Below are 25,495 nucleotides of genomic sequence, written 5' to 3'. Positions count from 1 at the left end.
AGGGGCCTTGTCCCCAGCTTTGGCCTTGACTCTGCCCTTGGCTCGGGGGCTGGCCCTGGCTCTGCCCTTGGCTTGGGCGCTGACCCTGGCTAGGGGGCTGCCCTTGACTCTGCCCTTGGCTCGGGGGCTGACCCTGGCTCTGCCCCTGGCTTGGGCGCTGACCCTGAGTTTGACTCTGCCCAGGTTGTTGGCCCTGCCCCTGGCTTTGACCTTGAGGTGGGCCTTGGCGCTGTCCGCCCTGGGAGTACCCCTGTCCCGGCTGGGCCCAGAGCGTTGAGGGTAAGCCGACGCTGAGCAGTGCGGATACGGCGATGGCGGCCGCCCGAAACCCCGATCTTCTCATTCTGGTCTCCTGGTTGGATGCGAGGTAGCCCCAAGGCCCTCGCGTTGGCCCCGCAACGAGCGGCGGGGCGCGTTCAAGATCCAAAGCTTGCTAGCCTCTACAGCTAGACTCTAGCACGCTGCTTGCTGCGCAGGCGTGGTTTCAGGGATTTGCGGCTCTAGACGACATCTTTTGACCTTTTTGGCCTGCTTCAGATCTATTGTCGAGTCAACTCGGCTTTGGCCAATTTAGGCGGTCGCCGCGAGCTGGTCTAGCAAGCGATCGAGGCGCTCGGGTGACAATAGGATCCGGTCTTGCTCGGGCGCCATAAGGTGGACCCCATGTCCAGGCGCGGCTGCATCGGGCTCAACACCTATCGGTTTCCCGAAATCAACCGGAACAGCTGCTCCAAGCCTTCGTCGCCAGGCCATCCTGGCCTGGTTTGCCAGGGCTGAAAGCCCTGGCTACATAAAACCGATAGGTGGTGAGTGCATCGGGCTTGGGGTTGGCGATACGCGGCTGTTCGCCCGGCGCGGTTCGGTGGACGGCTTTTCTTGATCCCTCGCTCCAAGACTCCTATCGATCTTCTCGCATCCAGGGCATGTCGGACATTTGCTATCATCGCCGCTAATGCTCAGGTGCCGGAGCGGCCAATGGCGCGCTCGTCGCCGTGCTTCAGCGCCTGAGTGTTTAGCGATGCTGCCATGCTCGGGTCCACGCCCAATCTGATCGTGGCTAGAACGGACGCTTCTGCTCTGGACTGCTCCGCCTCTTCAATGACACCCGCTAAGCGATTGCATGGACAAGCTCTGGAAGCAGATCACTCCCTCGGATTTCGCCTGGGAACGTGAGGCGCTCGCCTTTCTCAAGGAGAGCCTGCCCGATCACGAGCCCTACCGCGCTTGGGCCAATTTCGAATTCATCGCTCAGGGTGGCGCTATCAACGAGGTGGATGTCCTCGTCCTGACCCCCAAGGGTCTCTTTCTCGTCGAGATCAAGTCCCGCCCCGGCGAGATCAGCGGGGACGCCGGCAGCTGGGTCTGGAGCCACGAGGGCCGCCGCCGCGTCTTCGACAATCCCCGCCTGCTCGCCGACCGCAAGGCCAAGAAGCTCAAGTCGCTGCTCGAGAGCCAGCGCTCGGCGCTGAAGGGGAAGGAGCGCATTCCCTTCATCGACACGCTTGTCTTGCTCTCCGCCGAGAACGTCGTCAACAAGCTGCAAGGTCCGGCGCGGCTGAATGTCTGCACCCGCAAGAACATCCTTGATGCACTCTGCCGGATCGACCACGACTGGAAGCACCGCAAGCTCGACCGGCCCACCTCGAAGGCCGTCGCCCGGGCGCTGGAAGAAGCCGGCATCAAGGAGTCCATGCGAGCGCGCCGTGTTGGTCTCTATGAACTCGGCGAGCTGCTCGATGAGGCGGACCACTTCCAGGACTGGCTCGCCCACCACAGCGAGACCGGTGTGCAGCGGCGCATTCGCATCTATCTCACCCTAGGTCGGCCCGAGCCCGAGGCCGAGACCCTGCGCCAGGCCGCGCGGCTCGAGCACCGCTTGCTCGAAGGGATCGAGCATCCGGGCATCCTCCAGGCGCGCGAGTATCAGCAGCACGACCAAGGCCCCGCCCTGGTCTACGAGCACGATCCCGCGGCCGTGCGCCTGGATCACTTCCTCGTCGAGCGCGGGTCCGGGCAGCCGCTCGACACCCAGGACGCCCTGGCGCTGCTGCGCCAGATCGCCGAGGCCGTGCGCTTCGCCCACTGCAAGCGGCTCTACCATCGGGCGCTCAGCCCCCAGAGCATCTTCGCGCGCCGCGAGGCCGATGGGACGCTCACGGCCCGGATCGCCAACTGGGCCACCGCCCGGCGTGGACTGCCGAGCGAGACGCAGACACTTTTGGCGCTCAGCCATCTGAGCTGCGTTCTCCAGGATGAGGCCGGTCCCTACCTCGCGCTCGAGGCCCATGCCGAAGCGCTCGGCGGTGCGGCGAGCGACAGCGTCTATCTCGACGTCTTCTCGCTCGGCGCCATCGCCTATCTGCTCTTCACCGGCCAGCCGCCCGCGGCGAGCGATCTGGACCTGCAGGACAAGCTCAGCGGTGGCAAGGGGCTGCAGGTCACGGATGCGCTCAATGGCGCCCGCACAGAGCTGCAATATCTCGTCCAATACGCCACGCATCCGGACACGAGCTGCCGGACTGGCTCGGTCGATGAGTTTCTCGACAACCTGATCGCGGTCGAGGACGAGCTGACGCGACCTGACAGCGAGCGCCGCAGCGACCCGGCCGCCGCACGCCCCGGCGATACCTTCGAGGGCGGCATCCGCGTCAGCAAGCGTCTCGGGCGCGGAGCCAGCTCGGTCGCCTTCGTCGTCGACCACAAGGGCCAGGAGCGGGTGCTCAAGCTCGCCGCCACATCCGAGCACAACGCGCGTCTGCGCCAGGAAGGCGAGACCCTCCACAAGCTGCGGCATCAGGCCATCATCGCCTACCACGAGACCCACGACTTCCTCGGTCACACCGGGCTGCTGCTCGACTATGCCGCCGAGGGCAACCTGGCGGAGCGCCTGCGCGCCCTCGGTCCCATCCAGCTCGAGCTGCTGGAGCGCTTTGGCGAGGACCTCCTGAGCGCCCTCTGCCACCTGGAAGCGAAGGGGCTGTCCCACCGCGACATCAAACCGGCCAACATCGGTCTCATGAAACAGGGCCGCCAGCTGCACTTGGTGCTCTTCGACTTCTCGCTCACCGGCACCAGCCCGGAGAACTTCACCGCCGGCACCCTGGCCTACATGGATCCCTTCATCCGCGATCCGGGCCGCCGACGCTGGGACGACTACGCCGAGCGCTTCTCCGCCGCCCTGACCCTCTACGAGATGGCGACCGGTGGGTTGCCACACTGGGCCGAAACGGACGGACTGCCGCCCTTGATCGAAGGCGCGCTCGAGATCAACTCCGCCGTCTTCGACCCGAGCGTGCGCGAGGGCCTGACCGCCTTCTTCCGCACGGCGCTCGCCCGTGACGTCAAGACGCGTTTCGGCAATGCCGAAGACATGCGCCGCGCCTGGCTGCAGCTCTTCCACCAGGCCGCCCGCGAGACCACCCGGCACCCAGAGGCGGAGGACGAGACCGCGCGCTGTCCGATCGGCGAGGCCCAGCTCGACACCCAGATCGGTCTGCTGCCGCTCTCGGCCCAGGCCCTGGATACCCTGAGCCGGCTCAACATCAACAGCGTCGCGGAACTCATCCGGCTCCCGCGCAACGAGCTGGTGCGCATGACCGGCGTTGGCACCAAGACCCGGCGCGAACTCTCGGAGGTGATTGCCAGCCTGCAGGCGCGCCTGGTCGCGATCGGTACCCCACCCGAGGCCGATCGGACGGAGGGGCCTCGCATCACCCCTGCTGCGACGGGGGCGGAAGGTCTCGCGATCAGCGTCGACCAGCTCATGCGCGCCCTGCGGCCAACGCCGACCAAGGCGACCGACCCGGACCGCCAGCGTTTCCTCACCGAGTACCTCGGCCGTCTCGACAGCGACACAAACCGCACAACGGAAAACGTGCATTGGCCGACGCCGCTCATGGTCGGTGCAACCCTCGGCATGGAATCGACCCAAGCGCGGGAGCTCCAATCCCGCGTCCTGAGCCAATGGGGTAAGAACAAGTTCATTACTCAGCTGCGCCACGACATCGCCCGCCTGCTCTCCGACCAAGGCGGCGTCATGACCGCGGTCGAGCTGGGGGAGGCCGTGCTGCTGCGGCGCGGCTCGGTGCAGCCCTCGCCGACGCGCGAGCGCTGGGCGCAGGCCGTGGTGCGTGCCGCGATCGAGACCGAGCTCGCGCGTCAGGAGTCGCGCTGGGTGCTGCGCCGTTGCGGCAAGCGCGTCTTGGTTGCCGAGGATACCCAGGGGCAGGGCGAAGCGCTGGCCGACTATGCCGAGGCCCTCGGGCAGCTCGCCGACGAGTGCGCCGAGCAGCAGCCCCTGCTGTCGCCCGCACGCACCCTCGAGCGCATTCGCGCACTCCCGGCGCCGGACACCTTGGCCGCCCTCAGCAATCATCGCCTGCTGCGCCTCGCCGTCGCCGCCGCGCAAGGCGCCGCGCTCTCGAGCCGGGCCGAACTCTATCCCAAGGGGATGCCCGCTGACCGCGCGCTCGAGCTAGCCCAGGGTGCCCTGCTCGGTACGCCCAGGCTCTCGGTGGCCGAGGTCCAGGATCGCATCCAAGGCCGCTATCCGGAGGCCCTGCCGCTGCCGGGCCGCCCGCAGCTCGATACCCTGCTGCAGAAGCTCGAGCTGGGCCTCGTTTGGGACCCGCAGGCCGAGCACGGCGGCAAGCGCGGCTTCTACTGTTTGCCCCAGGCGGGCGTGCTCGGCTCCGGCAGCAGCACCTTCGCCGCGACCCGGACCAGCCTCCACTACAGCCTGCACGACGGGGGCGCGGCCGCCGCCACGCGTGATCTCAAGCATTTCGAGCACAGCGTCCGCAACGCCCTCGACTCGGCGCGCTTCCTGGCGCTGTCGGTGCGTCTTCAGCTGTGGCGGCGCGCGCAAGCGCATCTTGCCGAGACCTTCGGGCTGGAGATCCTGAGCTTCGATGCCTTGCTGCTGCGCCATCTGCGGGCCTTGTGCGATGGCATGGCCAATCCGCCCAACTGGCAGGTGGTGCTCAAGGCCGATGCCGCCGATCCGGGCAGCGTCGATTGGTCGCGGCTACAGGGATTGGTGCGCCGCGTCCTGCCGGCGATGGCCGAGGAACTCAAGGCCGTGGATCGCCCGGTCCTGCTCACCGATGCCGGGCTCATCGCCCGCTACGGTCTCGTCGACAGCTGGCTCGGGGATCTGCGGCGTCATCTGGAGGAGGACCCGCGGGCACAGGCCCTCTTGCTGCTCATCGCCAATGAGACCGCCACGCCAGGTGCCGTCATCGAAGGTGTGAGCGTGCCGAGCGGCGCGGGCAGTCGAGAATTTGCGCGGATTCCGAGTGCTTGGTTAATCCCCCCTCGGTCCCCCCTTTGATAAAGGGGGGAGGCTGGGCAGCAGATCCTGTAGGACGCGTCGTATCAGGGAAACGAAGCACCGAACCAAAGCTCCCACTTTATCAAAGGGGAGCGGCTGAGCAGCAGATAAAGCCTCCCTTTGTCAAAGGGGGGGAGGCCGACCCTCTTGCTGCTCATCGCCAATGAGACCGCCACGCCAGGTGCCGTCATCGAAGGTGTGAGCGTGCCGAGCGGCGCGGGCAGTCGGGAATTTGCGCGGATTCCGAGTGCTTGGTTAATCCCCCCTCGGTCCCCCCTTTGATAAAGGGGGGAGGCTGGGCAGCAGATCCTGTAGGACGCGTCGTATCAGGGAAACGAAGCACCGAACCAAAGCTCCCACTTTATCAAAGGGAAGAGGTCGAGCAGCAGACAAAGCCCCCCTTTATCAAAGGGGAGAGGCCGAGCAGCAGATAAAGCCCCCCTTTGTAAAAGGGGGGTTGGGGGGATTTCTTTTGAAGCCATACAACAACGCACTCAAACCCTTCGCCCGCCACCTCCGCTCCAACATGACCGATGCCGAGCAAGTCCTGTGGCAGCGTCTGCGTCGCAAACAGATCCATGGACTGCAGTTCTACCGTCAGAAACCGCTCCTCGACTTCATCGTGGACTTCTTCTGCCCCAAGGCCGCCCTCGTGATCGAGATCGACGGCAGTCAGCATCTGGAGTCCCAGCACAAAGCAAAGGACGCAAGGCGGGATCAGGGGTTGGCGCAGCTTGGCCTGCGAGTGCTTCGGTTCGACAGCCGTCAGGTCTTGAGGGAGACGGACGCAGTGGTGGAGGTGATTTACCGTGCCGCTAGCGAGAATCCCCTCCAACCCCCCCTTTCTTAAAGGGGGGGCTTTAAAGGGGGGCTTCTCCCAGAACTTGTCCGACGCCTGCCCACCAACTACGATTGTCGAAAATCTCAACAACCGGATGTCTGAATGGCCACCATGAACTTCAGCATCCCGGACGACATCCGCGACGCCTTCAACCGCGAGTTCTCCGGGCAGAACAAGAGCGCCGTGATCGCCCGCTTGATGCGGCAGGCCATCGCGGAGGCCGAGCAGCAGCGTCGGCGCCAGGTCGCCTTCGAGCAGTTGACGACGGCACGCGCCGAGCGGCCTGCGCTGACCGACGTCGCCGCCCGCGCGGCACGCGAATCGGGCCGGCCATGATCCACTTATGATCTTGGTCATCGACGCCAGCGTCATCATCAGATGGCTCTTTCAGGATCCAGAGCGCGAGGCCGATACCGAGCAGGCAACCGCGCTGATGGCCAGCGTCGTGCGCGGTGATCAGCCCGTCCTGCAGCCGCCGCACTGGCTGATCGAGATCGCGGCCGTCATGGCGCGCGCGACGCCCGAGCGTGCCCAGCGGGACCTCGCGCTGTTGGAGGCCATGGTGTTACCGGTGCGCGGCGATGCCCCTGTGCTGACGCACGCCTGCACGCTTGCCATCGATCTCGGGCACCACCTCTTCGACACCCTCTATCACGCGGTCGCCCTGGAGTCGGAGGCCTGTCTCATCACGGCCGACGATCCCTACCACCGCAAGGCCCAGGCGCTGCCGGGCATTCGCCATCTCAGGGATTGGCATGGCTGAGCCTCCCAAATTCAAGAATTCCTATGAGCGAGGCAACTGAGCAATGGCCGAGCAATGCAGCTTCTGCGGCAACCGCAACCTGACGTCCAAGACCACCCGTTACATCCATCAGCACAATGGTGAGCTGCTTTTCGTCGAGCAGGTGCCTTGTCTCGAGTGCGAATACTGTGGGGAGCAGTATTTCGACATCGGGGTCTTGAAGCAGATCGAGGCCGATCATCGCGACATCGCCGAGCATCGCAAGCAGCCGACGCGCTTCGTCCAGGTCGCCGTGCAGGAATTCGAGCGGCGCGTTAGCCAATGAAGATCTCCGAGATCTTGAGCAGGCTCAAGGAGGACGGCTGGTACTTGGTTGCCACGAAGGGAAGCCATCGTCAATTCAAGCACCCGACCAAGCCAGGCCGCGTGACGGTTCCCGGAAAACCGAGCGATGATGTCGCGCCGGGAACCAGAAACAGCATCTTCAAACAAGCAGGTTGGATCTGATCCTTATGCGCTACGCAATCGTCATCGAGCAAGCGGCGGGCAATTTCTCCGCCTACGTCCCTGATCTCCCAGGCTGCATTGCGACTGGGGCGACGGTCGAGGAAGTCGAGGAGGAGATCAAGGAGGCCATCGCCTTCCATTTGGAGGGGATGCGCGAAGATGGGATCACGCCCCCCCTCCCCAAGAGTCAAGTCGAGTACGTGGAAGTGGCCGCCTGACGCTCATGATCCATCCCAAACACCTCCTCGCCGACCTACAGTCCCTGCTGCCTAAGCTGGAGCAGGACATCCTGGCCTACTCCCAGACCCGGCCGGAGCTGGAGGCGCACCTCCAATCGGAGTACGCCAAGGCGAAGGAGGCCAGCCGCACCGCCGAGCACTTCGTCGCCTGGCGCGAGGCGCAGATCACCCAGGCCGCAGCCGCCTGGGTGCTGACCAGCGTCTTCGTGCGCTTCCTGGAGGACAACGGGCTGCTGGACATGCCGATGCTCTCGGGGCCAGCGGACAGCTCAGGGCAGGGCGCCCTGCAGCAGGCCAAGGACCGGATGACGGTCTATTTCAACGCGCACCCGACCCATGCCGAGCGCGACTATCTGCTCGCCGTCTTCACCGAGCTGGAGACCCTGCCGGCGCTGGGCGAGCTGCTCGACCGCGCCCACAACCCGCTCTGGCGGCTGCCGCTCTCGGCCGACGGTGCCAAGGCACTGATCGACTTCTTCCAGCGGCTCGACCCCGCGACCGGTGCCATCGTCCACGACTTCACGGACGACCGCTCCGATGGGGGCTGGGACACCCGCTTCCTCGGCGATCTCTATCAGGACCTCTCCGAGAGCGTGCGCAAGCGCTATGCGCTGCTGCAGACCCCGGAGTTCGTCGAACGCTTCATCCTCGACTACAGCCTGGAGCCGGCCAAGGCCGCCTTCGGTCTGCCAGGGCTCAAACTCATCGACCCCACCTGTGGGTCGGGTCACTTCCTGCTGACCGGCTTCGAGCGGCTGTTCGATGAGTGGCAACGGCGCGAGCCCGCCACCAACGCCCGCGCCCTGGCCCAGCGGGCGCTCGACGCCATCCACGGGGTCGACATCAATCCCTACGCGGTCGCCATCGCCCGCTTCCGGCTGCTGATCGCGGCCATGAAGGCGGCCGGCAGCGAGCGGCTCAAGGACGCGCCTGACTTCCATTTCAACCTCGCCGTCGGCGACTCGCTGCTGCTTGGGCCGCGCCACGAGTGGGAGGGGCAGGGCAATCAGGGCGACTTGCTCGACGACCCGCTGGCCCACTGCTTCGAGGTCGAGGACCGGGACAAGCTCGAGCGCATCCTCGGGCAGCGCTATCAGGTCGTCGTCGGCAATCCGCCCTATATCACCGTCAAGGACAAGGCGCTCAATCAGGCGTATCGGGTGAAGTACCCGACTTGTCATCGTCAATATTCGCTCGGCGTGCCCTTCACCGAGCGTTTTTTTGATCTGACCTTACCGGCGGAGGACAACCGCCCGGCCGGTTTCGTCGGCCTCATCACCGCCAACTCCTTCATGAAGCGCGAGTTCGGCAAGAAGCTGATCGAGGCCTATCTGCCGCGTAAGGATCTGACCCATGTGATCGACACCTCCGGGGCCTACATCCCGGGGCATGGGACGCCGACGGTGATCCTCTTCGGGCGGAATCGCAAGCCGGAGGGCGAGCGGGTACGGGCGGTGCTGGGGATTCGGGGTGAGCCGAGCACGCCGGAGGATGCGGCGCAGGGGCTGGTGTGGCGGTCGATCGTGGAGCTGCTGGAGCGGCCAGGGAGTGAGAGCGCGTTCGTCAGCGTGGTGGATCAGGAGCGGGGGCTGTATGCGCGGCATCCTTGGAGTGTCGGAGGTGGCGGTGCGACGCAGTTGATGGAGTTAATTGAGCGCCAATGCACAAGTCGCCTTGCTGACGCCGCCGAAGAGATCGGTGCGGTATCCGTCATTCGGGCCGATGACATCTATGATCCACCGTTGGGGACTCGCAGGGGCGGGTTGCCGAGAAACACCGTACTGCCCCACGTTGTCGGACAGGACGTTCGGGATTGGAGCATCACGTCCGAAAACGATGTGATTTATCCCTATGACGAATCCGCACGGGCGCTTAAAGACATCGGCGTGGATCTGATTTGGAGACTCTGGCCTTTTCGAATCTTGCTCGAAACGCGGATTGCATTTGGGAAAACACAATCTGAGAGAGGGCTTCGTTGGTTTGAGTATTCGATGCTGTTTACCGAGAGGTTTCTCAGTCGCTTTCTTGTCGTCTTTCCCAATGTTGCAACGCACAACCATTTCGCATTAATTCGGTCGCGAACGGTAGTCAACAGCAAGGCGCCGGTCATCAAGCTCCCCGCCGGGGCGAGCGAGGACGATCATCTGGCGCTGCTGGGTCTGCTCAACAGCTCGACCGCCATGTTCTGGATGAAACAGGTTTTTCACGGCAAAGGGCAGGGCGGTATAGGCCAGGAAAGCCGCGCGGAGTGGGAGGAATTTCGTGAGTTCACTGGAACCGGGATGAAGAGTTTCCCCGTTCCTGCCGACCCCGAGAGCAAAGCCCGCACCCTCGCAACAGCCCTCGACCACTCAGCCCAACGCCTAGCCGACCAGGACCCCGCCAAGGTCCTCTCGACTCAATGGAGCGCCTCGGATCTCTCGGCCATGCTCGACCAGGCCCAAGCCCAATCCGAGTCTATCGCGCGCCAGATGATCGCCCTCCAGGAAGAACTCGACTGGCTCAACTACCGGCTCTACGGCCTGACCGACGCGGACCTCTGCTATGACGCCACCCCGCCCGAGATCCGTCTCGGCGAGCGCCCCTTCGAGATCCTGCTCGCCCGCCGTCTGGCCGCTGGCGAAACCGAGACGACCTGGTTCCAGCGCCACAACAGCACCCCCATCACCGAGATCCCCGCGCACTGGCCGGACGACTACCGCGCCCTGACCGAGCGCCGGCTCCAGGCGATCGCCGACAACCGCTGGATTCGACTCGTCGAGCAGCCCGAGTACAAGCGCCGCTGGAACCGTGAGCCCTGGGAGGGCCGCCAGCGCCGCGCCCTGCGCGACTGGCTGCTGGATCATCTGGAGGGACTCTGCCACGCCCCCGAACTGCTCACCGTCGCCCAACTCGCCGAGCGCGCCCGTCACGACGCCGCCTTCCAGCAGGTCGCCGCCCTCTACACCGGCTCGGACACCTTCGATGCCCGCGCCCTGGTCGCCGAGCTAGTCGAGTCCGATCAGGTCCCGCAGATGGCCGCCGCGCGCTACAAGCCCAAGGCGATGCCGAAATTCCGCGCCTGGCAGGAGACCTGGGACCAGCAGCGCGCCGAGGACGCCATCGACGCCCGCACCATGCTTGATCCCGCCGACCCGGCCCATCTCACCGAGGATGAGGCCCGGGCGCTGAAGGCCAGCGAGATTGGCGACATCCCGCTGCCGCCCAAGTACGCCGCCGCCGACTTCCGCAAGCCGAGCTACTGGGGCCTGCGCGGTAAGCTCGACGTGCCCAAGGAGCGCTTCTTCAGCCTGCCGGGCTGTGAGCGCCCCGGCGACACCAGCCTCGTCATCGGCTGGGCCGGGCTCGATCATCTGAGCCGCGCCCAGGCCATCGCCGCCTGGTACCTGGAGCGCAAGGAGCAGGACGGCTGGGACGCTGCGCGGCTCACGCCCCTGCTGGTCGCCCTCGACGAGCTGACCCCCTGGCTCAAGCAATGGCACAACGCCCTCGATCCGGAATTCGGCGAGCGGCTGGGTGACTATTACGCGGGCTTTCTGCTCGAAGAGCTGCGCCAGTTGGAGCTGTCACGCGACGCGCTGCTGGCGTGGGAGCCGGCGGCGGTGCGGCGGGGGCGCGGGCGGTGATGCGGCTCAAGCAACGCGAAGCTCAACCTTTTGCACGGCATCGAGATCGACCGATTTCCGGGCCTGCCAGAGGTCGTACTGATTTTGCATGGCCAGCCAGCTTTCGGGACTGCGGCCCAGGGCCTTGGAGAGCCGGAGGGCCATTTCGGAGCTGATGCTGCTGTTGCCTTTCAGTATGCGACTCAACGTGGACGCTGAAACGCCGAGCTTTGCCGCAAGCTGTCGTCCCGTCAGGCCGAATGGCTCCAGATAGACTTCTCGAATGAACGCGCCAGGATGCGGGGGTGTGTGCATGGGCATTTAGTGATAATCCTCATAGTCAAGGATATAGGCATGGCTTTCTTGAAACTCGAAGGTGATACGCCAGTTTCCGTTCACCCAGATCGACCAGCGGCCTGTGTCGGCTCCTTTCAACGGGTGGAGCTTGAAGCCTGGGATATCCATGTCCTCGATGCTTGTGGCCGTATCCAAGGCGGCTAGTTGCATTTTCAAGCGTTTGGCATGATGAGGCTGGATTCCCGCTGTCGAGCCGGTCGCGTAGAACCGTTTGAGCCCTTTGTGTCGGAACGACTGGATCATGCGGCAATCGTAGCATGTTGCGCACTGCGCAACTACTGGCGCTAGAGCATCTGAACTGGTCCGCAAGATCCTGATCATTGCCGAAATCATCGATCAATCCAGGAGGCATGATGAAACCCAACCTACAACTCGATCAGATGACGGTGGAGGAAAAGATTCAGACCATGGAGCTGCTGTGGGACTCGCTCAGCCAGGCGCCCGTTGATCTTGAGACACCTGATTGGCACAGAGAGATCCTGGAGGAGCGGCAGCGCAAGGTCGACGCCGGTGAGGCCGTGTTTCTTTCGCTCGAGGAGCTGAAGGCAAGACGTCCACGGTGAGCAGTCGAGAGATTCGGATACAGAGGACCGACATCATGCACGCCACGCATCCTTTTTCCAGGCTCAGCGTCGAGGCGTATCTCGCCGCCGAGGAGGGCGGTGAGCTGCGCCATGAATACATCGACGGTCAGATCTATGCCATGACCGGCGCAAGCCGCCAGCATGGTTTGATCGTCTCCAATCTGGTGGCCGGGCTGCGCCCGCTCATCCGTGGTCGCGGCTGCCAGCTCTTCTCCAACGACATGAAGATCCGTTTACTGATCGCGGGTCAGGACATCTTCTATTATCCGGATCTGCTGCTGAGCTGCGATCCAGACGACCGCGAGACCTACTATTGCACCCAGCCCTGCGTGATCGTCGAGGTCTTGTCCGAATCGACCGAGCGGATCGACCGGCGCGAGAAGTTCCTGGCCTATACGACCCTGCCGAGCCTGCAGGACTATCTCTTGGTGAGCCAGACGCGGCGCGAGGTCTGGCACTATCGCCGCTCGCGTGATTGGGCCGCGGAGGTGCTGACCGACGGGGACCTCGGGCTCGACTGTCTGGCTATCAGGCTACCGCTCGACCTGATCTACGAGGAGATCGAAGAAATCTAGGTTGGGCAAAGCGCAGCGTGCCCAACCGAGGCTATCGGAGGATCACGCAGATGTAAACACAACCCATGCCCGAGTATCGCTTCGAGGACTATCTGGCGGTTGAGCGTGAATCGATCGATGTGCAGCACGAATACGTTGCCGGGCAGGTCTTCGCCATGACCGGCGGGAGCTATGAGCACAGTCTGATCGCGGCCAATTTGACCATACGACTGGGCAATCAACTCGACAATGGCCCTGCAGGGTGCTCACCAGCGACATGCGCATCCGTATCGAGACCGCCGATGTCTGCGCCTATCCGGATGTCAGCGTGCTGTGCGGCGAGCCGGTTTTCCATGACGAGCGGCGCGATGTGCTGACCAATCCGGTGCTGATCGCCGAGGTGCTCTCGCCCTCGACCGAGGGGTATGACCGCGGCGGCAAGTTCGCGCACTACCGGCGGCTGCCGAGCCTGCGTCATTAGTTGCTGATCGCCCAGGACCGGGTCTCGGTGGATGTCTTCACCCGCCAGCCGGACGATCGTTGGCTGCTCTGCGCCTACGCCGACCTGGACGCCGTCATCGAGCTGGAGATGCCCGACTGCCGGTTGTCGGTGCGCGAGATCTATGATCGGCTAGTGTTTGGAGCCGCAGAGGCGGTTGCGCTCAGCCCGCCGGCTCCATCCATGGATTGACGACATCCAGCCCGTCGATCGACGCGAAATCGCGCCCATTGCGCGTCGCCAGTGTCAGTCGATGCGTCAGGGCGATCGCCGCGATCTGCGCGTCCTCGACGCTGATCGGGCGACCGTGGCGGAGTCGGCTGTCGACGATGGCGGCATAGCGGATGGCGGCGGACTCGTCGAAGGGCAGACAGCGGTCCGCGAAGTCTTCCTCGAACATGGCGCGCGCGGCCATGAGGAGTCCTCGTTTGCGTTGACCATCGGACAGACGCGCCACCCCCAGTTCGATCTCGGCACGCACGATGGCGCACGACCAGACCCGGTCGGCGGGCAGCCGGTCCAACCAGGCGATCACGTTCGGCGCGGGAGCCGGACGCATCAACTCGGACAAGATGTTGGTGTCGAGCAGGATCACGGTCAGTCCCAGGATGGCGGTGTGCGTGCCTCCGAGCGGGGCGGGATGGGCAACTCGTCGGTCGCCACGGCCTGAAAGCGGCGCGCGAGGCGCTGGCCCAAGCCCGTCGGCGCTGGGGTGGCTGGCTGTAACGTCTGGCGCAGGATGCGGCGCGCCTCCTCTTCCATGGAGACGCCATGCTGGGCCGCCGTCACCCGGAGGGCGGATTTCAAGGATTCGTCCAGATTGCGTATGGTCAGGGTCGCCATGATGAACACCCAAGAATGATTGCTTTGCTATCATTGTAGGCAATGCTTGCCATGATGGCGAACGGACGACACGGCTGGATCACGCATGACGCTTATCAAAGACCTCATCCATATCCCCGAGCGCGTCCAGCGCGGGGACTTCGTGCTCAATCTGGCAAGCGGCCTGGAGGCCGAGGCCATCGACCGGACGCTCAAGGACTATGTCGTCACCCCGCAGCTCGCGCGCTGTTTCGAGGACGCCCTGAGCTTCGTCAAGAGTACCGTCGGAAGCCAGCAGAACCGCAACAAGGGCGCCTATCTGCACGGCAGCTTCGGCACGGGTAAGTCGCACTTCATGGCGGTGCTCAACCTCTTGTTGCGGGGCAACGCCCAGGCCCGTGCCATCCCGGAGCTGGCCGCCTCGGTGGCCAAGCACAGCGACTGGATGCAGAGCCGCAACATCCTGTTGGTGCCTTATCACATGATCGGTGCCGCGAGCATCGAGGCCGGGGTGCTGGGCGGCTATGCACGACACGTCCACAAGCTCCACCCGGATGCGCCGGTGCCAGGCTTTTATATGAGCGGGCGGCTCTTCGCGGATGCGCAGGGGATGCGGGGTCACATGGGGGATGAGCGCTTCTTCGCCGCGCTGAACGCGGCGAGTGGAGCCCCTGGAGGCGAAGACGGTTGGGGCGATGCCGCGACCGGTTGGGATGCCCTGAGCTTCGAGGCCGTGCTCTCGGGGCAGGCGGGCGAGCACGACCGTGACCGGTTGGTCAGCGATCTGGTCGGGGGCCTGTTCCGGTCCTTTGCCGACCTCGCCAACACTCAGAGCGGCGGCTATATCGAGTTCGACGAAGGGCTGCGCGTCATGACGCGCCACGCCAAGGCGCTCGGCTATGACGCCGTCATCCTCTTCCTCGACGAACTCATCCTCTGGCTCGCGAGCCGACTGTCCGACCGAAACTTCATCAACTCGGAGATCCAGAAGGTCGTCAAGCTGGTCGAGACCGGCATCCCGCGCGAGCTGCCGGTGATCAGTTTCATCGCCCGCCAGCGCGACCTGCGCGAGTTCGTGGGCGATCAGTACAGCGGGGTCGAGCAGGAGATCCTGAGCGATTCGCTGAAATACTGGGAGGGGCGTTTCCACAGGATCACGCTCGAAGACCGCAACCTGCCGGTGATCGCCCAGCGGCGTCTCCTCGCGCCCGTCAGCGCCGCGGCCCAGGGTCAGATCGAGGCGGCCTTCGCCCAGACCGAGAAGATGCGCGAGGAGGCCTTCACCCTGCTGCTCACCAGCCAGGGCGACCGCGACATGTTCCGCGCCCTCTATCCCTTCAGTCCGGCCCTGGTGCAAGCCTTGGTTGCCCTGTCCTCGGCGTTGCAGCGCGAGCGCACGGCGCTCAAGGTGATGCTGATGCTGCTGGTCGAGCAGCGCGAGACCCTGACCCTGGGGCGCGTCATCCCGGTCGGCGACCTCTATGACGTCATCGCCTCCGAGGCCGAGCCCTTCTCCGAGCAGATGCGACAGCACTTCGATAACGCCCGGCTGCTGTTCGAGCGCAAGCTGGTCCCGGTGCTGGAGATGGAGCATCAGATCGGCTTCCAGGCGCTGCGTGAGCTGCCCGCGGACGATCCCAAGCGGCAGGCGTTCGACAATGACCTGCGCCTGCTCAAGACCCTGGTCCTGGCCGCGCTGGTGCCGGAGGTCGAGAGCTTCAAACAGCTCACCGCGACCAAGCTCGCGGCGCTGAATCACGGCACCATCCGTTCGCCCATCCCGGGACGCGAGGCCGCGACGGTGCTGCAGAAGTGCCGCAAGTGGGCGGGGCAGGTGGGGGAGATCAAGATCTCCGAGGACGCCAACCCGACCATCGGCGTGCAGCTCTCGGGCGTGGATACCGAGAGCATCCTCGAGCAGGCGCGCATCAACGACAACGATGGCAACCGCCGCCGGCTGGTCAAGGAGATGGTCTTCGACGCCTTCGGCATCCGCGACGACAACCAGCTCTTCGTCGAGCACGCGTGGCTGTGGCACGGCACCCGGCGGCGGGTGGATGTGCTCTTCCAGAGCATCCTCGGGATCACCGACGACAGCGTCTTCGAGTCGCGCGACGATCAGTGGAAGGTCATCATCGACTTCCCCTTCGGCACCGGGACGCATTCCCCGACCGATGCCCAGGCGCGGGTGCGCGACTTCGAGGCGGCCGGCGGGCAGGCCAGAACGATTTGCTGGCTGCCCTACTTCCTCAGCCAGAGCGCGCAGAAGAACCTCGGCAAGCTCGTCGTGCTGGAGGAGATCCTCAAGAGCGAGGACAGCTTCAACCGCTACAGCCGCCATCTGAGCCCGCAGGACCGCGCCAGCGCCCGCACCCTGCTCGACAACCAGCGCAGCCAGTTGCGCCAGCAGCTCAAGGACACCCTGATGGGCGCCTACGGCGTGGCCCAAGACCTGCCCGGTTCGCTCGACAATACCGATCTGCTCGAGTCCCAGCTCATGTCGCTGCAGCCGGGCTTCAGGCCGCGTCCGCCTGCCGGCACCACCATGGCGAAGGCCTTCGAGCAGCTGCTGGGGCAGGCGCTGGCCTTTCAGTATCCGGACCATCCTGAATTCGATGGGGAAGTCAGGACGAGCGATCTCGGCAAGGTCTTCACCGAGCTGCGCCGCGCCATTCACGCCCCGCACGGGCGCATCGACGTGGACAGCCCGCTGCGGCCGCTGATGCGCCAGATCGCCCAGCCGCTGAAGCTCGGCGAGATGCACGAGCGGCACTTCATCTTCAAGGAGGATTGGCCGCAGCATCTGGCGCGCGTCCTGGCCAAGGCGGGCGGCGATGTGACCGTGCGGGCGCTGCGAGCGGCGATGGACGATCCGCGCCCCCGAGGGCTGCCAACGGCGGTGCAGAACCTGCTGATCCTGGTCTTCGTCGAGCATGGCCAGTACGCCTTCACCTTCCACGGCGGACCCTTCGATGATGTCAGCCTCAAGGACATCCGTGACGACCTGGTACTCATCAAGCAGGATCTGGCCGCGCCCGAGACCTGGCAGCGGGCGCTGGAGCATGCTGGCGCCGTGTTCGGCCTGACGGTCAATGCCCTGCGTACGGCAAACAACCAGAATGCGCTGCAGAAAGAGGTGCAGGCCGAGGTCAATGCCCGTCTGGAGGACTGCCGCACCCTGGTCGAGGATCTGACTAAACAGCTCGACGCGCTTGGGCTTGCGGCGACCGGCAACCGGCTGGCCAATGCCCAGCTCGCCGTGCGATGGCTGGAGGATCTGCAGTCACGCGAGGGGCCTGATTTGGTCGCGGCCCTGGCAGCGCTCAAGCCGGTCACTAGTCTGCAGGCGTTGGGTCGCAGCATCATTGCGGCGCTCCGGGTGAGCAATGCGCTGGCGGACAACAACTGGGCTTTGCTCGAAGCCGTCTGGGGCACGGGTGACGGTGTGCGGATCAAGCACGCCGTGGCGGAGGCGCTGGCGGCGGACGAGCTGGTGACTGCGCTCGCAGAGGTGTTGAAGCAGGCCCAGATGGATGCGACACAGCTGGTGAGACCAAATCCCCCCAACCCCCCTTTTCGAAAGGGGGGCTTTGTGGGAGAGGGGGCTGGAGTTGGGCGTGGACAGACGCGGAAGGTGCTGAAGCAGGACGACCACCAAGGTTTGGACGTCCGCGAGGCTCGACGTGTGCTGAAGGAGATCGAGCCATTGCTGCGCAATGGTGTGACGCTAGACATCAGCTACCAGGTCATTGGGAACACCGATGATTGATGCGCTCCCCAGCGCTGTGCTGACCCAGGTCCAGGCGATTCTGGCTAAGGACGCCGAGGCCGACCGGATCGCGCTGTTGTGGCCCGATCCGCTCCCGCCCGGCGAGCGGCGTCATCAAGCCTCTGAGACGCGCCTGCGTCTGGTCTACTGCCCGTCCGAGCTGGCGATGCGCGAGCTGTTGGTCACGCATACGCCGGGCGATGAGCGCCTGGTGATGTTGACCCCGTTCGACGAGACGCGCCTCTCGAAGGACGTCCTGGCGCGGCTCTGGGGCTGCGAGCCCAAACGCATCAGCCCCTGGCGTACCCTGGAGCAGCTGTTGCGGGTGCGCCAGATCGATCCACGGCTGACGGCCAAGTCCTATCGCTGGATCGCCGAGGCTCTGATCGAGGGCTTCGAGCGCTATCGCGGGCGCATTCAATTCGGCGAGGTGCTGGATCTCGATAAGGCGTGGCGTGCGCTGGCCTTGGCCTGGTTGGATTTTAAGAGCGATACGCTCGATCTGGACGCGCTTTTGGAGTGGTCGCTCGGCGCAGATGCCGCAACGGCGGTGGCGGCACTCCCTGAGTCCCTGGCTGGACATCTCGATGACTGGCTCGGGCCGGCGCTCGGCGCCCCCGGTTGCGAACAGGCGGATCTGGTCCTCAGCCTATGGCGGGAGGGCCACGCGGGCGAGATGGTCGCCATCGGGCTCGTGTGCTCAGTGCTGTATCGTCCGGGACTCAAGCCCGACCAGGCGCTGTTCCAGGCGCGCGGCCGCCTGTGTGAGCGCCTGCTTGGCGGCGCGGACATCACGGATACGACCTTGCAGGACTACGGCGACGCAACGGTGGCCGCGATCACGCGTCATTCGAACATCGGCGCCAATCGCACGCTCAATGGGGCCTTCGATCAGGCGGAGCAGATTCTCGCCAGTCTCGACATGCTGTCGCTGGCCGATGCCTCCGACCTGCTGCCGGCGGCCTTTGGTCAGCGTCTCGATCGACTCGCAAGGTCGCTGACGGCGGCGCTCTACGGCAAGCCGATCGCGCCCGCGCTCGACGCCCTGGCGGAACTGCGCCGTCATCGGCTTGCCACGGTGCGCGGCGAGCAGCTCGCTACAGCTGCACTCGCGGTGCGGGCCTGCCGCTGGCTGCGGACGGAGGAGGGCAGGCCCGCGAGCCTGCCGGACGCGGTCTACGACTATGTCGCGAACGGCGGCTATCTCGACTGGGCGCGCAGCCGGCTCTGGTCGGGCGATGCGCAGGAGTCGCTGAGTCGGGTCTACGCCAAGCTAGTCAGCCAGCTGTCGGCGCGGCGTGAGCGCTTCAATGCGCACTTTGCAGAGTCTCTGCCGATGATCGCGCGCGGCGATCAGGTTGGTCCGTGGATTCAGCCCATCGAGCGGGCGTTGGATGTACTGGTGGCACCTCTGGCCAAGCAGCAGCGGGTGCTCATCTTGGTCCTGGATGGCATGAGTCACGCCGTCTATCGCGAGCTAACGCAGGATGTGCTGCGCCAGGGCTGGGTGGAGCTGCTGCCCGTGGATCAGGCCGGTCCCTGCTGCCTCATGGCCGCTTTGCCGACCGTCACCCAGGTCAGTCGCTATGCGCTGCTCTCCGGCACACTGGGCGAGGGCGTCGGTGCCGATGAAAAGAAGGCGTTTGCGGCGCATCCCGCCTTAAAACGCGTGGCCACAAAGCAACCGCCATTGCTGCTGCACAAGGCCGATCTCCAGCAGGCGGGTAGTGGTGGCCTGGCCGAAGGGGTTCGCGAGGTCATCGCGGGCCAGGATCACAAGGTCGTGGGCGCGGTGATCAACGCGGTGGATGACCACTTGAGCAGCGGCGCCCAGGTGGCGGTGCGCTGGTCGGTGGCGTCCATTGGTCTGCTGCGCCAGATCCTGGAGGCCGCGCGCGAGTCCGGCCGGCTGGTGATGCTCACCAGCGATCACGGCCATGTGCTGGATCACGACATGAAGCTGGTGAAGCGCACTGGCGAGGCGCAGCGCTTCAAGCCCGTGACCGAGCCGGTCGGGAAGGGCGAGTTGAGGGTCTCGGGCGAGCGCGTGGTGGCACCGGGTCATGCGATCGTACTGCCCTGGTCCGAGCGCATTCGCTATGCGGCGGCGAAGATGGGCTACCACGGCGGCGGCTCGCCGCAGGAGGTCTTGGTGCCCTTCGGTGTCTATCGCAACGCCGGCGACTCGGGCGAGCTGACTGGCTGGCGGGAGGTGGCGCGCCAGACGCCGGAGTGGTGGGACCTGGCAGTGGACGCGCAACCGGCCACCTGCGTAGAACAGGAACTTGTAGGTTGGGCAAAGCGCAGCGTGCCCAAGGTGCCCAACGCAGCCGAATCCCCGCCGCAGCCAGGCAAATCGCCCAAACGCGATGCGCACACACTCGACCTCTTCGCCCAGCTGGCCGAGCAGGCGCCGGCCGAGCACGAGGAGGGCGATTGGATCGCGGCGCTGCTCCGCTCGCCGGTCTACGCCCAGATGAAGGCCCGTAGCGGGCGGGTGCGCGTTAGCGAGTCGCAGCTGCGCGCGCTCCTCGAAGAACTCGATGCGGCGGGCGGCCAACAAATGTCCGCGACCGTGGCCCAGCGGCTCGGTATTCCCGAGCTGCGTCTGAATGGATTCCTGGCCGGCGTGCAGAAGCTGCTGAATGTCGACGGCTATCCAGTCTTGTCGATCGATCGGGCGTCTAAGACGGTTCGGCTCGACCGGCACTCATTGAAGACGCAGTTTGAAGTTTAGAGAGCGCCCATCAATTATTTCCCGCTGCGAGCGATGCCGCCCGAAATCCCCCCTAGCCCCCCTTTGCGAAAGGGGGGAAGTTGTTGATGGACACTTTCTTAAGCAGGGAATCAAGCCAGCTCGACTCGTCCAGAACAGGGCGGAGCGCCCGCGAAGCGGCTGTCTCGTGTCAGGACCCCGCAGTCGAGCGCGTCGGCCAATGCCAAATAGGTCGCGTCATAGGCCGAGAGGTTGTCGCGGTAGGACCAGATGCGCGGCAACAGCAAGGTATGCGACCAGCGCTCGACGGGCAGGTCGGCGAGATCTTGCAGGGCTTCGTCGGCACGGGTGGGTGTCAGCTCCCGCTGGCGGACGTAGCGGCGCAAGACCAGGGTGACCTCGATATCGAGTAGATGCGGCGCATTGAGCAGCGCACTCGGGGCGAGCAACCGCTCCGCGAGTCCCTCGCTTCCAGGGGTGCGCAGCAGCATCTCGATCACGACGGATGCGTCGACGACGATCACCCGCTGTCTCGTTCTTCGCGCAGAACCTCTGCCGCCCTTCGGCTGGGCGAGACGGGCTCGCGCCGGCTCAATCGCTCCTGGAGCTCTTGTGGCGTTGGTCGCGCGACCAGTCCCTCGACCTGAGTGATCAGATACTCGGACAGGGATTGACCCGCCAGTGCCGCCCGTGCCTTGAGCCGGCGGTGTAGGTCGTCCGGCACGTTACGAAGTTGGATATTCTTTGGCATGCGATTAAGCTAGTTGCATGCTAAGTGCATGTCAATCGACGAGCAGTCATGACCTTCGCGACTCCAGCGCGGTGATCGGAGTCCGGTTGCTTCGGGCGGGGCTGTGATGATCAGCCATCAGCGTAGGACCGATATCATCGACGCGCTGCGGCGCGGCACGGTGCCTCAGTACGGGCTGGACGCGCTGGCCGTGGGCCTGGCGCCCTTCGAGACCGCCTTCGATGCCGAACTCGAGCGCGTCGCCTGCGGTCGCGGTCAGTTCAAGGCCGTGCGCGGAGAGTATGGCAGCGGCAAGACCTTCGTCGCCCGTTGGCTGCGCGAGCGCGCGCACCGGTTGGGCTTCGCCTGCGCCGAGGTGCAGATCTCGGAGACGGAGACACCGCTGCACCGACTGGAGACCGTCTACCGCCGCCTGATGGAGCGGCTGACGACGGCCGACTCGCCGTCCGGGGCTTTTCGTAACGTCGTCGATGCCTGGTTCTTCGCCCTCGAAGAGGACGTGATCGCCCAGGGCGAGGTCGATCCCAACGACCTCCCAGCCTTGATGCAGGCCACCGACGTGCTGATGGAAAAACGCCTCGGCGCGGTGGTGCGCGCGGCGCCGGCCTTCGCGCTGACGCTGCGTGCCTATCGTCGCGCCTTGCTGGAGGGGCGCGATGATTTTGCCGATGGTCTGCTCGCCTGGATGGCGGGGCAGCCGAACATTGCTGCCAAGATCAAGCGCTCTGCGAACATCAAAGGGGACATTGACCACTTTGGCGCCCTGAGCTTCCTGCAGGGTGTGCTGACCATCCTCAAGGATTCTGGCCACCCGGGGCTGCTCCTGGTCCTCGACGAGGTCGAGACCCTGCAGCGCATGCGCGGCGACGTGCGTGACAAGAGCCTGAACGCCCTGCGACAGCTCATGGACGAGATCGACAGCGGACGCTTTCCTGGCCTCTATCTAGTGATCACCGGAACGCCGCCCTTCTTCGAAGGCCCCATGGGCGTGCAGCGCCTGCCGCCCCTGGCGCAGCGCCTCGCGGTGGACTTCGCGACCGACGCCCGCTTCGACAATCCGCGCGCGGTGCAGATTCGCCTCAAGGGCTTCGATGTCGAGGCCCTTTGCGAGGTGGGCCGCAAGGTGCGGGATCTTTATGCAGAGGGCAGGGCGTCGGCGCGCCTCCTGCAGGTGGTCGACGATGCCTATGTCGCGACGCTCGCTCAGGCCGTTACCGGGGCTCTGGGCGGCAAGGTCGGCATTGCGCCCCGGGTGTTTCTGAAGAAGCTGGTCGGTGAGGTCCTCGATCGCGTCGATCAGTACGCCGGCTTCGATCCGCGTCGGCATTACGCCCTCACCGTCGGCGATCAGGAGCTGACGGCCGTGGAGCGCGCGGCTCGTTCCGCCCGCTGTGTGGACGACATTGAGCTGGATTTAATCCCCTCCGGCCCCCTTTCATAAAGGGGGGTGAAAGAGGCTGATGACTGGAGTTTTGCGAGAAAGGCTCCCTTTGAAAAAGGAAGATGAAGGACGCTGATGGTTGGGTTTTCGCGAGAAAAGCCCCCCTTTGAAAAAGGGGGGTTGGGGGGATTCGCCTTCGAACGGCTGCACCCGGCGCTGCAGCATCACATCGTCAACAGCCTCGGTTGGCGGTCGCTGCGTCCGCTGCAGGCCGCGTCCATCCCGCCCATCCTGAGCGGCGAGCATGCGATCCTCTTGGCGCCTACCGCTGGCGGCAAGACGGAAGCGGCGGTCTTTCCCGTGCTGTCGCGGATGCTGACCGAGCCTTGGAACGGCCTTAGCGTCCTCTACATCTGCCCAATCAAGGCGCTGCTCAACAACCTTGAGCCACGGCTCGCGCAGGATGCCGGGTTGGTCGGCCGGCGGGTCGCACTCTGGCATGGCGATGTCAGCCCGGCGCGCAAGGCCAAGCTCGTCACGGATCCGCCCGACATCCTCCTGACGACACCCGAGTCGCTGGAGGTCACGCTGATCTCGCGGCGGATCGACCATTGGCGGCTCTTCGCCGAGCTGCGTTGCGTCATCATCGACGAGGTCCACGCCTTCGCTGGCGACGACCGTGGCTGGCATCTGCTGTATCTGCTCGAGCGGCTCAGTCGCATCGCGGGCCGTGAGCTGCAGCGCCTGGGACTCTCGGCGACGGTGGGCAATCCCGCGCAGCTCTGCGACTGGCTGGCCGGCGGCCTGGTCCAGCCGCGCCGCGTGATCAATCCGCCAACAGACGCAGGACCCGCACCCGAGGTCGAACTCGATTGGGTCGGCAACCTGCGCAACGCCGCACTGGTCATCTCCCGACTTCATCGCGGCGAGAAGCGCCTCGTCTTTTGCGACAGCCGGGCGCGCGTCGAGGAGCTGGCGATCGAGCTACGGGCCTTGGGCGTCTATACCTTCGTCTCGCATAGCTGTCTCAGCCTGGATGAGCGTCAAGCTGCCGAGGCGGCCTTCAGTCAGGGTCAGGATTGCGTCATCGTCGCGACCAGCACCCTGGAGCTGGGGATCGACGTCGGGGATCTGGATCGGATGATCCAGATCGATGCGCCGAGTAGGGTCTCGTCTTTCTTGCAGCGGATCGGGCGGACCGGCCGCCGCACGGGAACGCCGCGCAACTGCCTCTTCCTCATCACCAAGGAGGAGGCTTTCTTGCCCGCAGCCGCCCTGCTGCAGTTGTGGAGCGAAGGCTACGTCGAGCCGATCGAGCCGCCGCCGCTGCCCATGCATCTCTTCGCGCAACAGATCATGGGCCTGGCCTTGCAGGAATCCGGCATCACGGCGGCGGATTGGCCAGCCTGGCTGGGTCGGAGGCCGGGGCTGGAGGCTGTCGAGCTAGGCATGTTGGAGCAGATCCTCGATTTCATGCACCAGACCGAGATCCTCCATGCCGACCAGGGCCTCTTTGGCATCGGCCAATCGGGCGAGCGCCAGTTCGGTGCCAAGCACTTCATGGAGCTGTTCTCGGTTTTCGTCAGCCCGCCCTCGATCAAGGTCTTTCACGGTCGCCAGGAGATCGGCGAGGTCCATCAGTCGACCTTCATCGTGAAAGAGGAGGGGGCTGCGGTCCTCAGTTTGGGGGGGCGTTCCTGGGCCACCAAATATGTCGATTGGCCGCGCCGCAAGGCCTATGTGGAGCCCACCGAGCTACGTGGCCGCTCCCAGTGGCTGAGTGCCGGTCAGCCGCTGCATTTCGCGCTCTGCCAGGCCGTGGCTCGCGTCTTGGCGCGTGAAGACCCGCCCGCCGCCTTTTCGCGCCGTGCTGCGGAGCACATGGAAGGCCTGCGCGAGGTCTTCGACTGGGTGGAGCCCGATAAGACTTTCCTGATTGCCTATGAGCCCGACAGCCTGGCGTGGTGGACCTTCGCGGGTCGGCTTGTGAATGCCGCAATCGCCGATGCCCTCTCGGGCGAGGCGAGCAAGGTCATCGCCGACAACCTTGCCATCAGCTTCAGTGGTGCTGTCGATCTGGAGTCGTTGAAACGCGCGATCGGCGAGAAGGTCTTGGGCGATGCCGCTGAGATCCGGTTGCCGCTCGATGAAGACTTCATCGCCGAGCTGAAGTTCGGAGAATGCTTACCGGAGGCGTTGCGGGTGATGGAGATCACAGAGCGCTATGCCTGTTCCACGGCGGTCGCGGTGCTGCGTGGTCAGCCGTTAGAGATGCTGTGGATGCGAGCGCCTGCGCGATCGTGTTGCGGCGCAAAGAGGAAGGAGTAAAGGGAGTATGGCGGGATGCATCCAGGATCCGATCCAATTTTGATTGCGGACAATCTGCGGGATCGATATGAGTCGCGTTCTGCGTTTCATGGTGTGATCTCCTTGATCAATCGGGGAGACACACCTTCCCCGTGGGGAGATGTCGCTCCCCTTGGGGTTGGATTGTTGCGGTGTACGGGCTGTAATGTCGCGGTCTTGCGAACCCTTGTCCCCGCCCGCTAAGAGAGCGCCCATCAACTATTTCCCGATGCGAGCGATCCCGCCCGAAATCCCCCCTAGCCCCCCTTTGCGAAAGGGGGGGAAGCTGTTGATGGACACTTTCTAAGAGTAAGAAAGCGCTCATCAATTGTTTCCCGATGCGAGCGATCCCGCCCGAAATCCCCCCTGGCCCCATAGCCGTCAGGCTAAGAATAGCCAACGTTATTCATTTTCCATAAACCATTTATATTTCAATCTATTGAACAACTC

The 25,495-nt window shown here is 64.9% G+C and carries 21 protein-coding genes and 1 pseudogene; 16 read left to right on the top strand and 6 right to left on the bottom strand.

The genetic code is table 11. The features are described from left to right. Positions 1 to 1,120 precede the first annotated feature (1,120 nt). From pglW to pglX, 8 genes are all read left to right on the top strand, one after another. The gene (gene pglW / locus G3480_RS08930; protein ID WP_164653529.1) at positions 1,121 to 5,332 is read left to right on the top strand and encodes a BREX system serine/threonine kinase PglW; all 4,212 of its coding nucleotides are present in this window, start codon (positions 1,121 to 1,123) and stop codon (positions 5,330 to 5,332) included. Positions 5,333 to 5,804: 472 nt separating this feature from the next. After that, positions 5,805 to 6,182 carry an endonuclease domain-containing protein gene (locus tag G3480_RS08925; RefSeq protein WP_164653528.1) on the top strand — a complete coding sequence of 126 codons (378 nt, stop codon included), beginning with the start codon at positions 5,805 to 5,807 and terminating at the stop codon, positions 6,180 to 6,182. 93 nt (positions 6,183 to 6,275) lie between these two features. After that, positions 6,276 to 6,509 carry a hypothetical protein gene (locus G3480_RS08920; protein ID WP_164653527.1) on the top strand — a complete coding sequence of 78 codons (234 nt, stop codon included), beginning with the start codon at positions 6,276 to 6,278 and terminating at the stop codon, positions 6,507 to 6,509. Positions 6,510 to 6,516: 7 nt separating this feature from the next. Beyond that, entirely contained in the window at positions 6,517 to 6,936 is a 420-nt protein-coding gene (locus tag G3480_RS08915) for a type II toxin-antitoxin system VapC family toxin (protein WP_164653526.1), read from the top strand. A 43-nt stretch (positions 6,937 to 6,979) separates the two neighbouring features. Continuing rightward, positions 6,980 to 7,240 (top strand): YgiT-type zinc finger protein, encoded by a 261-nt coding sequence (locus G3480_RS08910; protein ID WP_164653525.1) that lies wholly within the window; start codon positions 6,980 to 6,982, stop codon positions 7,238 to 7,240. Further along, complete coding sequence (locus G3480_RS08905) at positions 7,237 to 7,422, top strand: type II toxin-antitoxin system HicA family toxin (protein WP_164653524.1); 186 nt, start codon at positions 7,237 to 7,239, stop codon at positions 7,420 to 7,422. The genes G3480_RS08910 and G3480_RS08905 overlap by 4 nt, the downstream gene beginning before the upstream one ends. A 5-nt stretch (positions 7,423 to 7,427) precedes the next feature. After that, complete coding sequence (locus tag G3480_RS08900; RefSeq protein WP_164653523.1) at positions 7,428 to 7,640, top strand: type II toxin-antitoxin system HicB family antitoxin; 213 nt, start codon at positions 7,428 to 7,430, stop codon at positions 7,638 to 7,640. Between the two features lie 5 nt (positions 7,641 to 7,645). Continuing rightward, a complete protein-coding gene (pglX, locus tag G3480_RS08895) occupies positions 7,646 to 11,287 on the top strand; it encodes a BREX-2 system adenine-specific DNA-methyltransferase PglX (RefSeq protein WP_164653522.1) in 3,642 nt (1,213 codons plus the stop codon). A gap of 6 nt (positions 11,288 to 11,293) precedes the next feature. Here pglX and G3480_RS08890 read toward each other — a convergent pair whose 3' ends face one another. Then, entirely contained in the window at positions 11,294 to 11,587 is a 294-nt protein-coding gene (locus tag G3480_RS08890; RefSeq protein ID WP_164653521.1) for a HigA family addiction module antitoxin, read from the bottom strand. After that, on the bottom strand, positions 11,588 to 11,866 hold the full coding sequence (locus tag G3480_RS08885) for a type II toxin-antitoxin system RelE/ParE family toxin (RefSeq protein ID WP_164653520.1): 279 nt from the start codon (positions 11,864 to 11,866) through the stop codon (positions 11,588 to 11,590). It lies immediately after the preceding gene. A 110-nt stretch (positions 11,867 to 11,976) separates the two neighbouring features. Between G3480_RS08885 and G3480_RS08880 the strand changes: the two genes are divergently transcribed. The 4 genes and pseudogenes from G3480_RS08880 to G3480_RS28280 all read left to right on the top strand — a co-directional run bounded on the left by G3480_RS08880 (position 11,977) and on the right by G3480_RS28280 (position 13,452). Further along, a complete protein-coding gene (locus G3480_RS08880) occupies positions 11,977 to 12,186 on the top strand; it encodes an addiction module protein (protein WP_164653519.1) in 210 nt (69 codons plus the stop codon). A 35-nt stretch (positions 12,187 to 12,221) separates the two neighbouring features. Beyond that, positions 12,222 to 12,782, top strand: coding sequence for a Uma2 family endonuclease (locus G3480_RS08875; protein WP_164653518.1), 561 nt, complete (start codon positions 12,222 to 12,224; stop codon positions 12,780 to 12,782). Positions 12,783 to 12,847: 65 nt separating this feature from the next. Beyond that, positions 12,848 to 13,242, top strand: a pseudogene (locus G3480_RS29460) (Uma2 family endonuclease). After that, positions 13,243 to 13,452: a hypothetical protein gene (locus G3480_RS28280; protein WP_240905705.1), complete on the top strand. Its 210-nt coding sequence runs from the start codon at positions 13,243 to 13,245 to the stop codon at positions 13,450 to 13,452. On the opposite strand, the gene G3480_RS08865 is transcribed toward G3480_RS28280, so the two are convergent. Continuing rightward, complete coding sequence (locus tag G3480_RS08865; RefSeq protein ID WP_164653517.1) at positions 13,424 to 13,855, bottom strand: PIN domain-containing protein; 432 nt, start codon at positions 13,853 to 13,855, stop codon at positions 13,424 to 13,426. The two genes, G3480_RS28280 and G3480_RS08865, sit on opposite strands and share 29 nt — an antisense overlap. A gap of 2 nt (positions 13,856 to 13,857) precedes the next feature. Beyond that, a complete protein-coding gene (locus tag G3480_RS08860; protein ID WP_164653516.1) occupies positions 13,858 to 14,103 on the bottom strand; it encodes a FitA-like ribbon-helix-helix domain-containing protein in 246 nt (81 codons plus the stop codon). Positions 14,104 to 14,188: 85 nt separating this feature from the next. Here G3480_RS08860 and G3480_RS08855 point away from each other — a divergent pair, with 85 nt between their 5' ends. Both G3480_RS08855 and pglZ read left to right on the top strand, forming a co-directional pair. Continuing rightward, the gene (locus G3480_RS08855; protein ID WP_164653515.1) at positions 14,189 to 17,851 is read left to right on the top strand and encodes a BREX-2 system ATPase PglY family protein; all 3,663 of its coding nucleotides are present in this window, start codon (positions 14,189 to 14,191) and stop codon (positions 17,849 to 17,851) included. Then, complete coding sequence (gene pglZ / locus G3480_RS08850; RefSeq protein ID WP_164653514.1) at positions 17,844 to 20,588, top strand: BREX-2 system phosphatase PglZ; 2,745 nt, start codon at positions 17,844 to 17,846, stop codon at positions 20,586 to 20,588. The genes G3480_RS08855 and pglZ overlap by 8 nt, the downstream gene beginning before the upstream one ends. A gap of 110 nt (positions 20,589 to 20,698) precedes the next feature. Here pglZ and G3480_RS08845 read toward each other — a convergent pair whose 3' ends face one another. Both G3480_RS08845 and G3480_RS08840 read right to left on the bottom strand, forming a co-directional pair. After that, on the bottom strand, positions 20,699 to 21,091 hold the full coding sequence (locus G3480_RS08845; protein WP_164653513.1) for a PIN domain-containing protein: 393 nt from the start codon (positions 21,089 to 21,091) through the stop codon (positions 20,699 to 20,701). Further along, the gene (locus tag G3480_RS08840) at positions 21,088 to 21,318 is read right to left on the bottom strand and encodes a FitA-like ribbon-helix-helix domain-containing protein (RefSeq protein ID WP_164653512.1); all 231 of its coding nucleotides are present in this window, start codon (positions 21,316 to 21,318) and stop codon (positions 21,088 to 21,090) included. Before G3480_RS08840 ends, G3480_RS08845 begins: the two co-directional genes overlap by 4 nt. A gap of 106 nt (positions 21,319 to 21,424) precedes the next feature. Between G3480_RS08840 and brxD the strand changes: the two genes are divergently transcribed. Together brxD and G3480_RS08830 are read left to right on the top strand one after the other, a co-directional pair. Then, on the top strand, positions 21,425 to 22,759 hold the full coding sequence (gene brxD, locus G3480_RS08835; RefSeq protein WP_206171607.1) for a BREX system ATP-binding protein BrxD: 1,335 nt from the start codon (positions 21,425 to 21,427) through the stop codon (positions 22,757 to 22,759). 120 nt (positions 22,760 to 22,879) lie between these two features. Beyond that, positions 22,880 to 25,027: a DEAD/DEAH box helicase gene (locus G3480_RS08830; protein ID WP_240905703.1), complete on the top strand. Its 2,148-nt coding sequence runs from the start codon at positions 22,880 to 22,882 to the stop codon at positions 25,025 to 25,027. Positions 25,028 to 25,495 lie beyond the last annotated feature (468 nt).

This window comes from Thiorhodococcus mannitoliphagus (genome assembly GCF_010915725.1).
GTDB lineage: Bacteria > Pseudomonadota > Gammaproteobacteria > Chromatiales > Chromatiaceae > Thiorhodococcus > Thiorhodococcus mannitoliphagus.
Note: the sequence above shows the minus strand (reverse complement) of the source record. Positions and strands in the feature narration are given on the sequence as shown.

Bases quoted from the DNA above. Each gene is read 5' to 3' on its own strand.
- pglW (WP_164653529.1), top strand. From the start codon at position 1,121: ATGGACAAGCTCTGGAAGCAGATCACTCCCTCGGATTTCGCCTGGGAA.
- G3480_RS08920 (WP_164653527.1), top strand. From the start codon at position 6,276: ATGGCCACCATGAACTTCAGCATCCCGGACGACATCCGCGACGCCTTC.
- G3480_RS08915 (WP_164653526.1), top strand. From the start codon at position 6,517: ATGATCTTGGTCATCGACGCCAGCGTCATCATCAGATGGCTCTTTCAG.
- G3480_RS08910 (WP_164653525.1), top strand. From the start codon at position 6,980: ATGGCCGAGCAATGCAGCTTCTGCGGCAACCGCAACCTGACGTCCAAG.
- G3480_RS08905 (WP_164653524.1), top strand. From the start codon at position 7,237: ATGAAGATCTCCGAGATCTTGAGCAGGCTCAAGGAGGACGGCTGGTAC.
- G3480_RS08900 (WP_164653523.1), top strand. From the start codon at position 7,428: ATGCGCTACGCAATCGTCATCGAGCAAGCGGCGGGCAATTTCTCCGCC.
- pglX (WP_164653522.1), top strand. From the start codon at position 7,646: ATGATCCATCCCAAACACCTCCTCGCCGACCTACAGTCCCTGCTGCCT.
- G3480_RS08890 (WP_164653521.1), bottom strand. From the start codon at position 11,587: ATGCCCATGCACACACCCCCGCATCCTGGCGCGTTCATTCGAGAAGTC.
- G3480_RS08885 (WP_164653520.1), bottom strand. From the start codon at position 11,866: ATGATCCAGTCGTTCCGACACAAAGGGCTCAAACGGTTCTACGCGACC.
- G3480_RS08880 (WP_164653519.1), top strand. From the start codon at position 11,977: ATGAAACCCAACCTACAACTCGATCAGATGACGGTGGAGGAAAAGATT.
- G3480_RS08875 (WP_164653518.1), top strand. From the start codon at position 12,222: ATGCACGCCACGCATCCTTTTTCCAGGCTCAGCGTCGAGGCGTATCTC.
- G3480_RS08860 (WP_164653516.1), bottom strand. From the start codon at position 14,103: ATGGCGACCCTGACCATACGCAATCTGGACGAATCCTTGAAATCCGCC.
- G3480_RS08855 (WP_164653515.1), top strand. From the start codon at position 14,189: ATGACGCTTATCAAAGACCTCATCCATATCCCCGAGCGCGTCCAGCGC.
- pglZ (WP_164653514.1), top strand. From the start codon at position 17,844: ATGATTGATGCGCTCCCCAGCGCTGTGCTGACCCAGGTCCAGGCGATT.
- G3480_RS08840 (WP_164653512.1), bottom strand. From the start codon at position 21,318: ATGCCAAAGAATATCCAACTTCGTAACGTGCCGGACGACCTACACCGC.
- brxD (WP_206171607.1), top strand. From the start codon at position 21,425: ATGATCAGCCATCAGCGTAGGACCGATATCATCGACGCGCTGCGGCGC.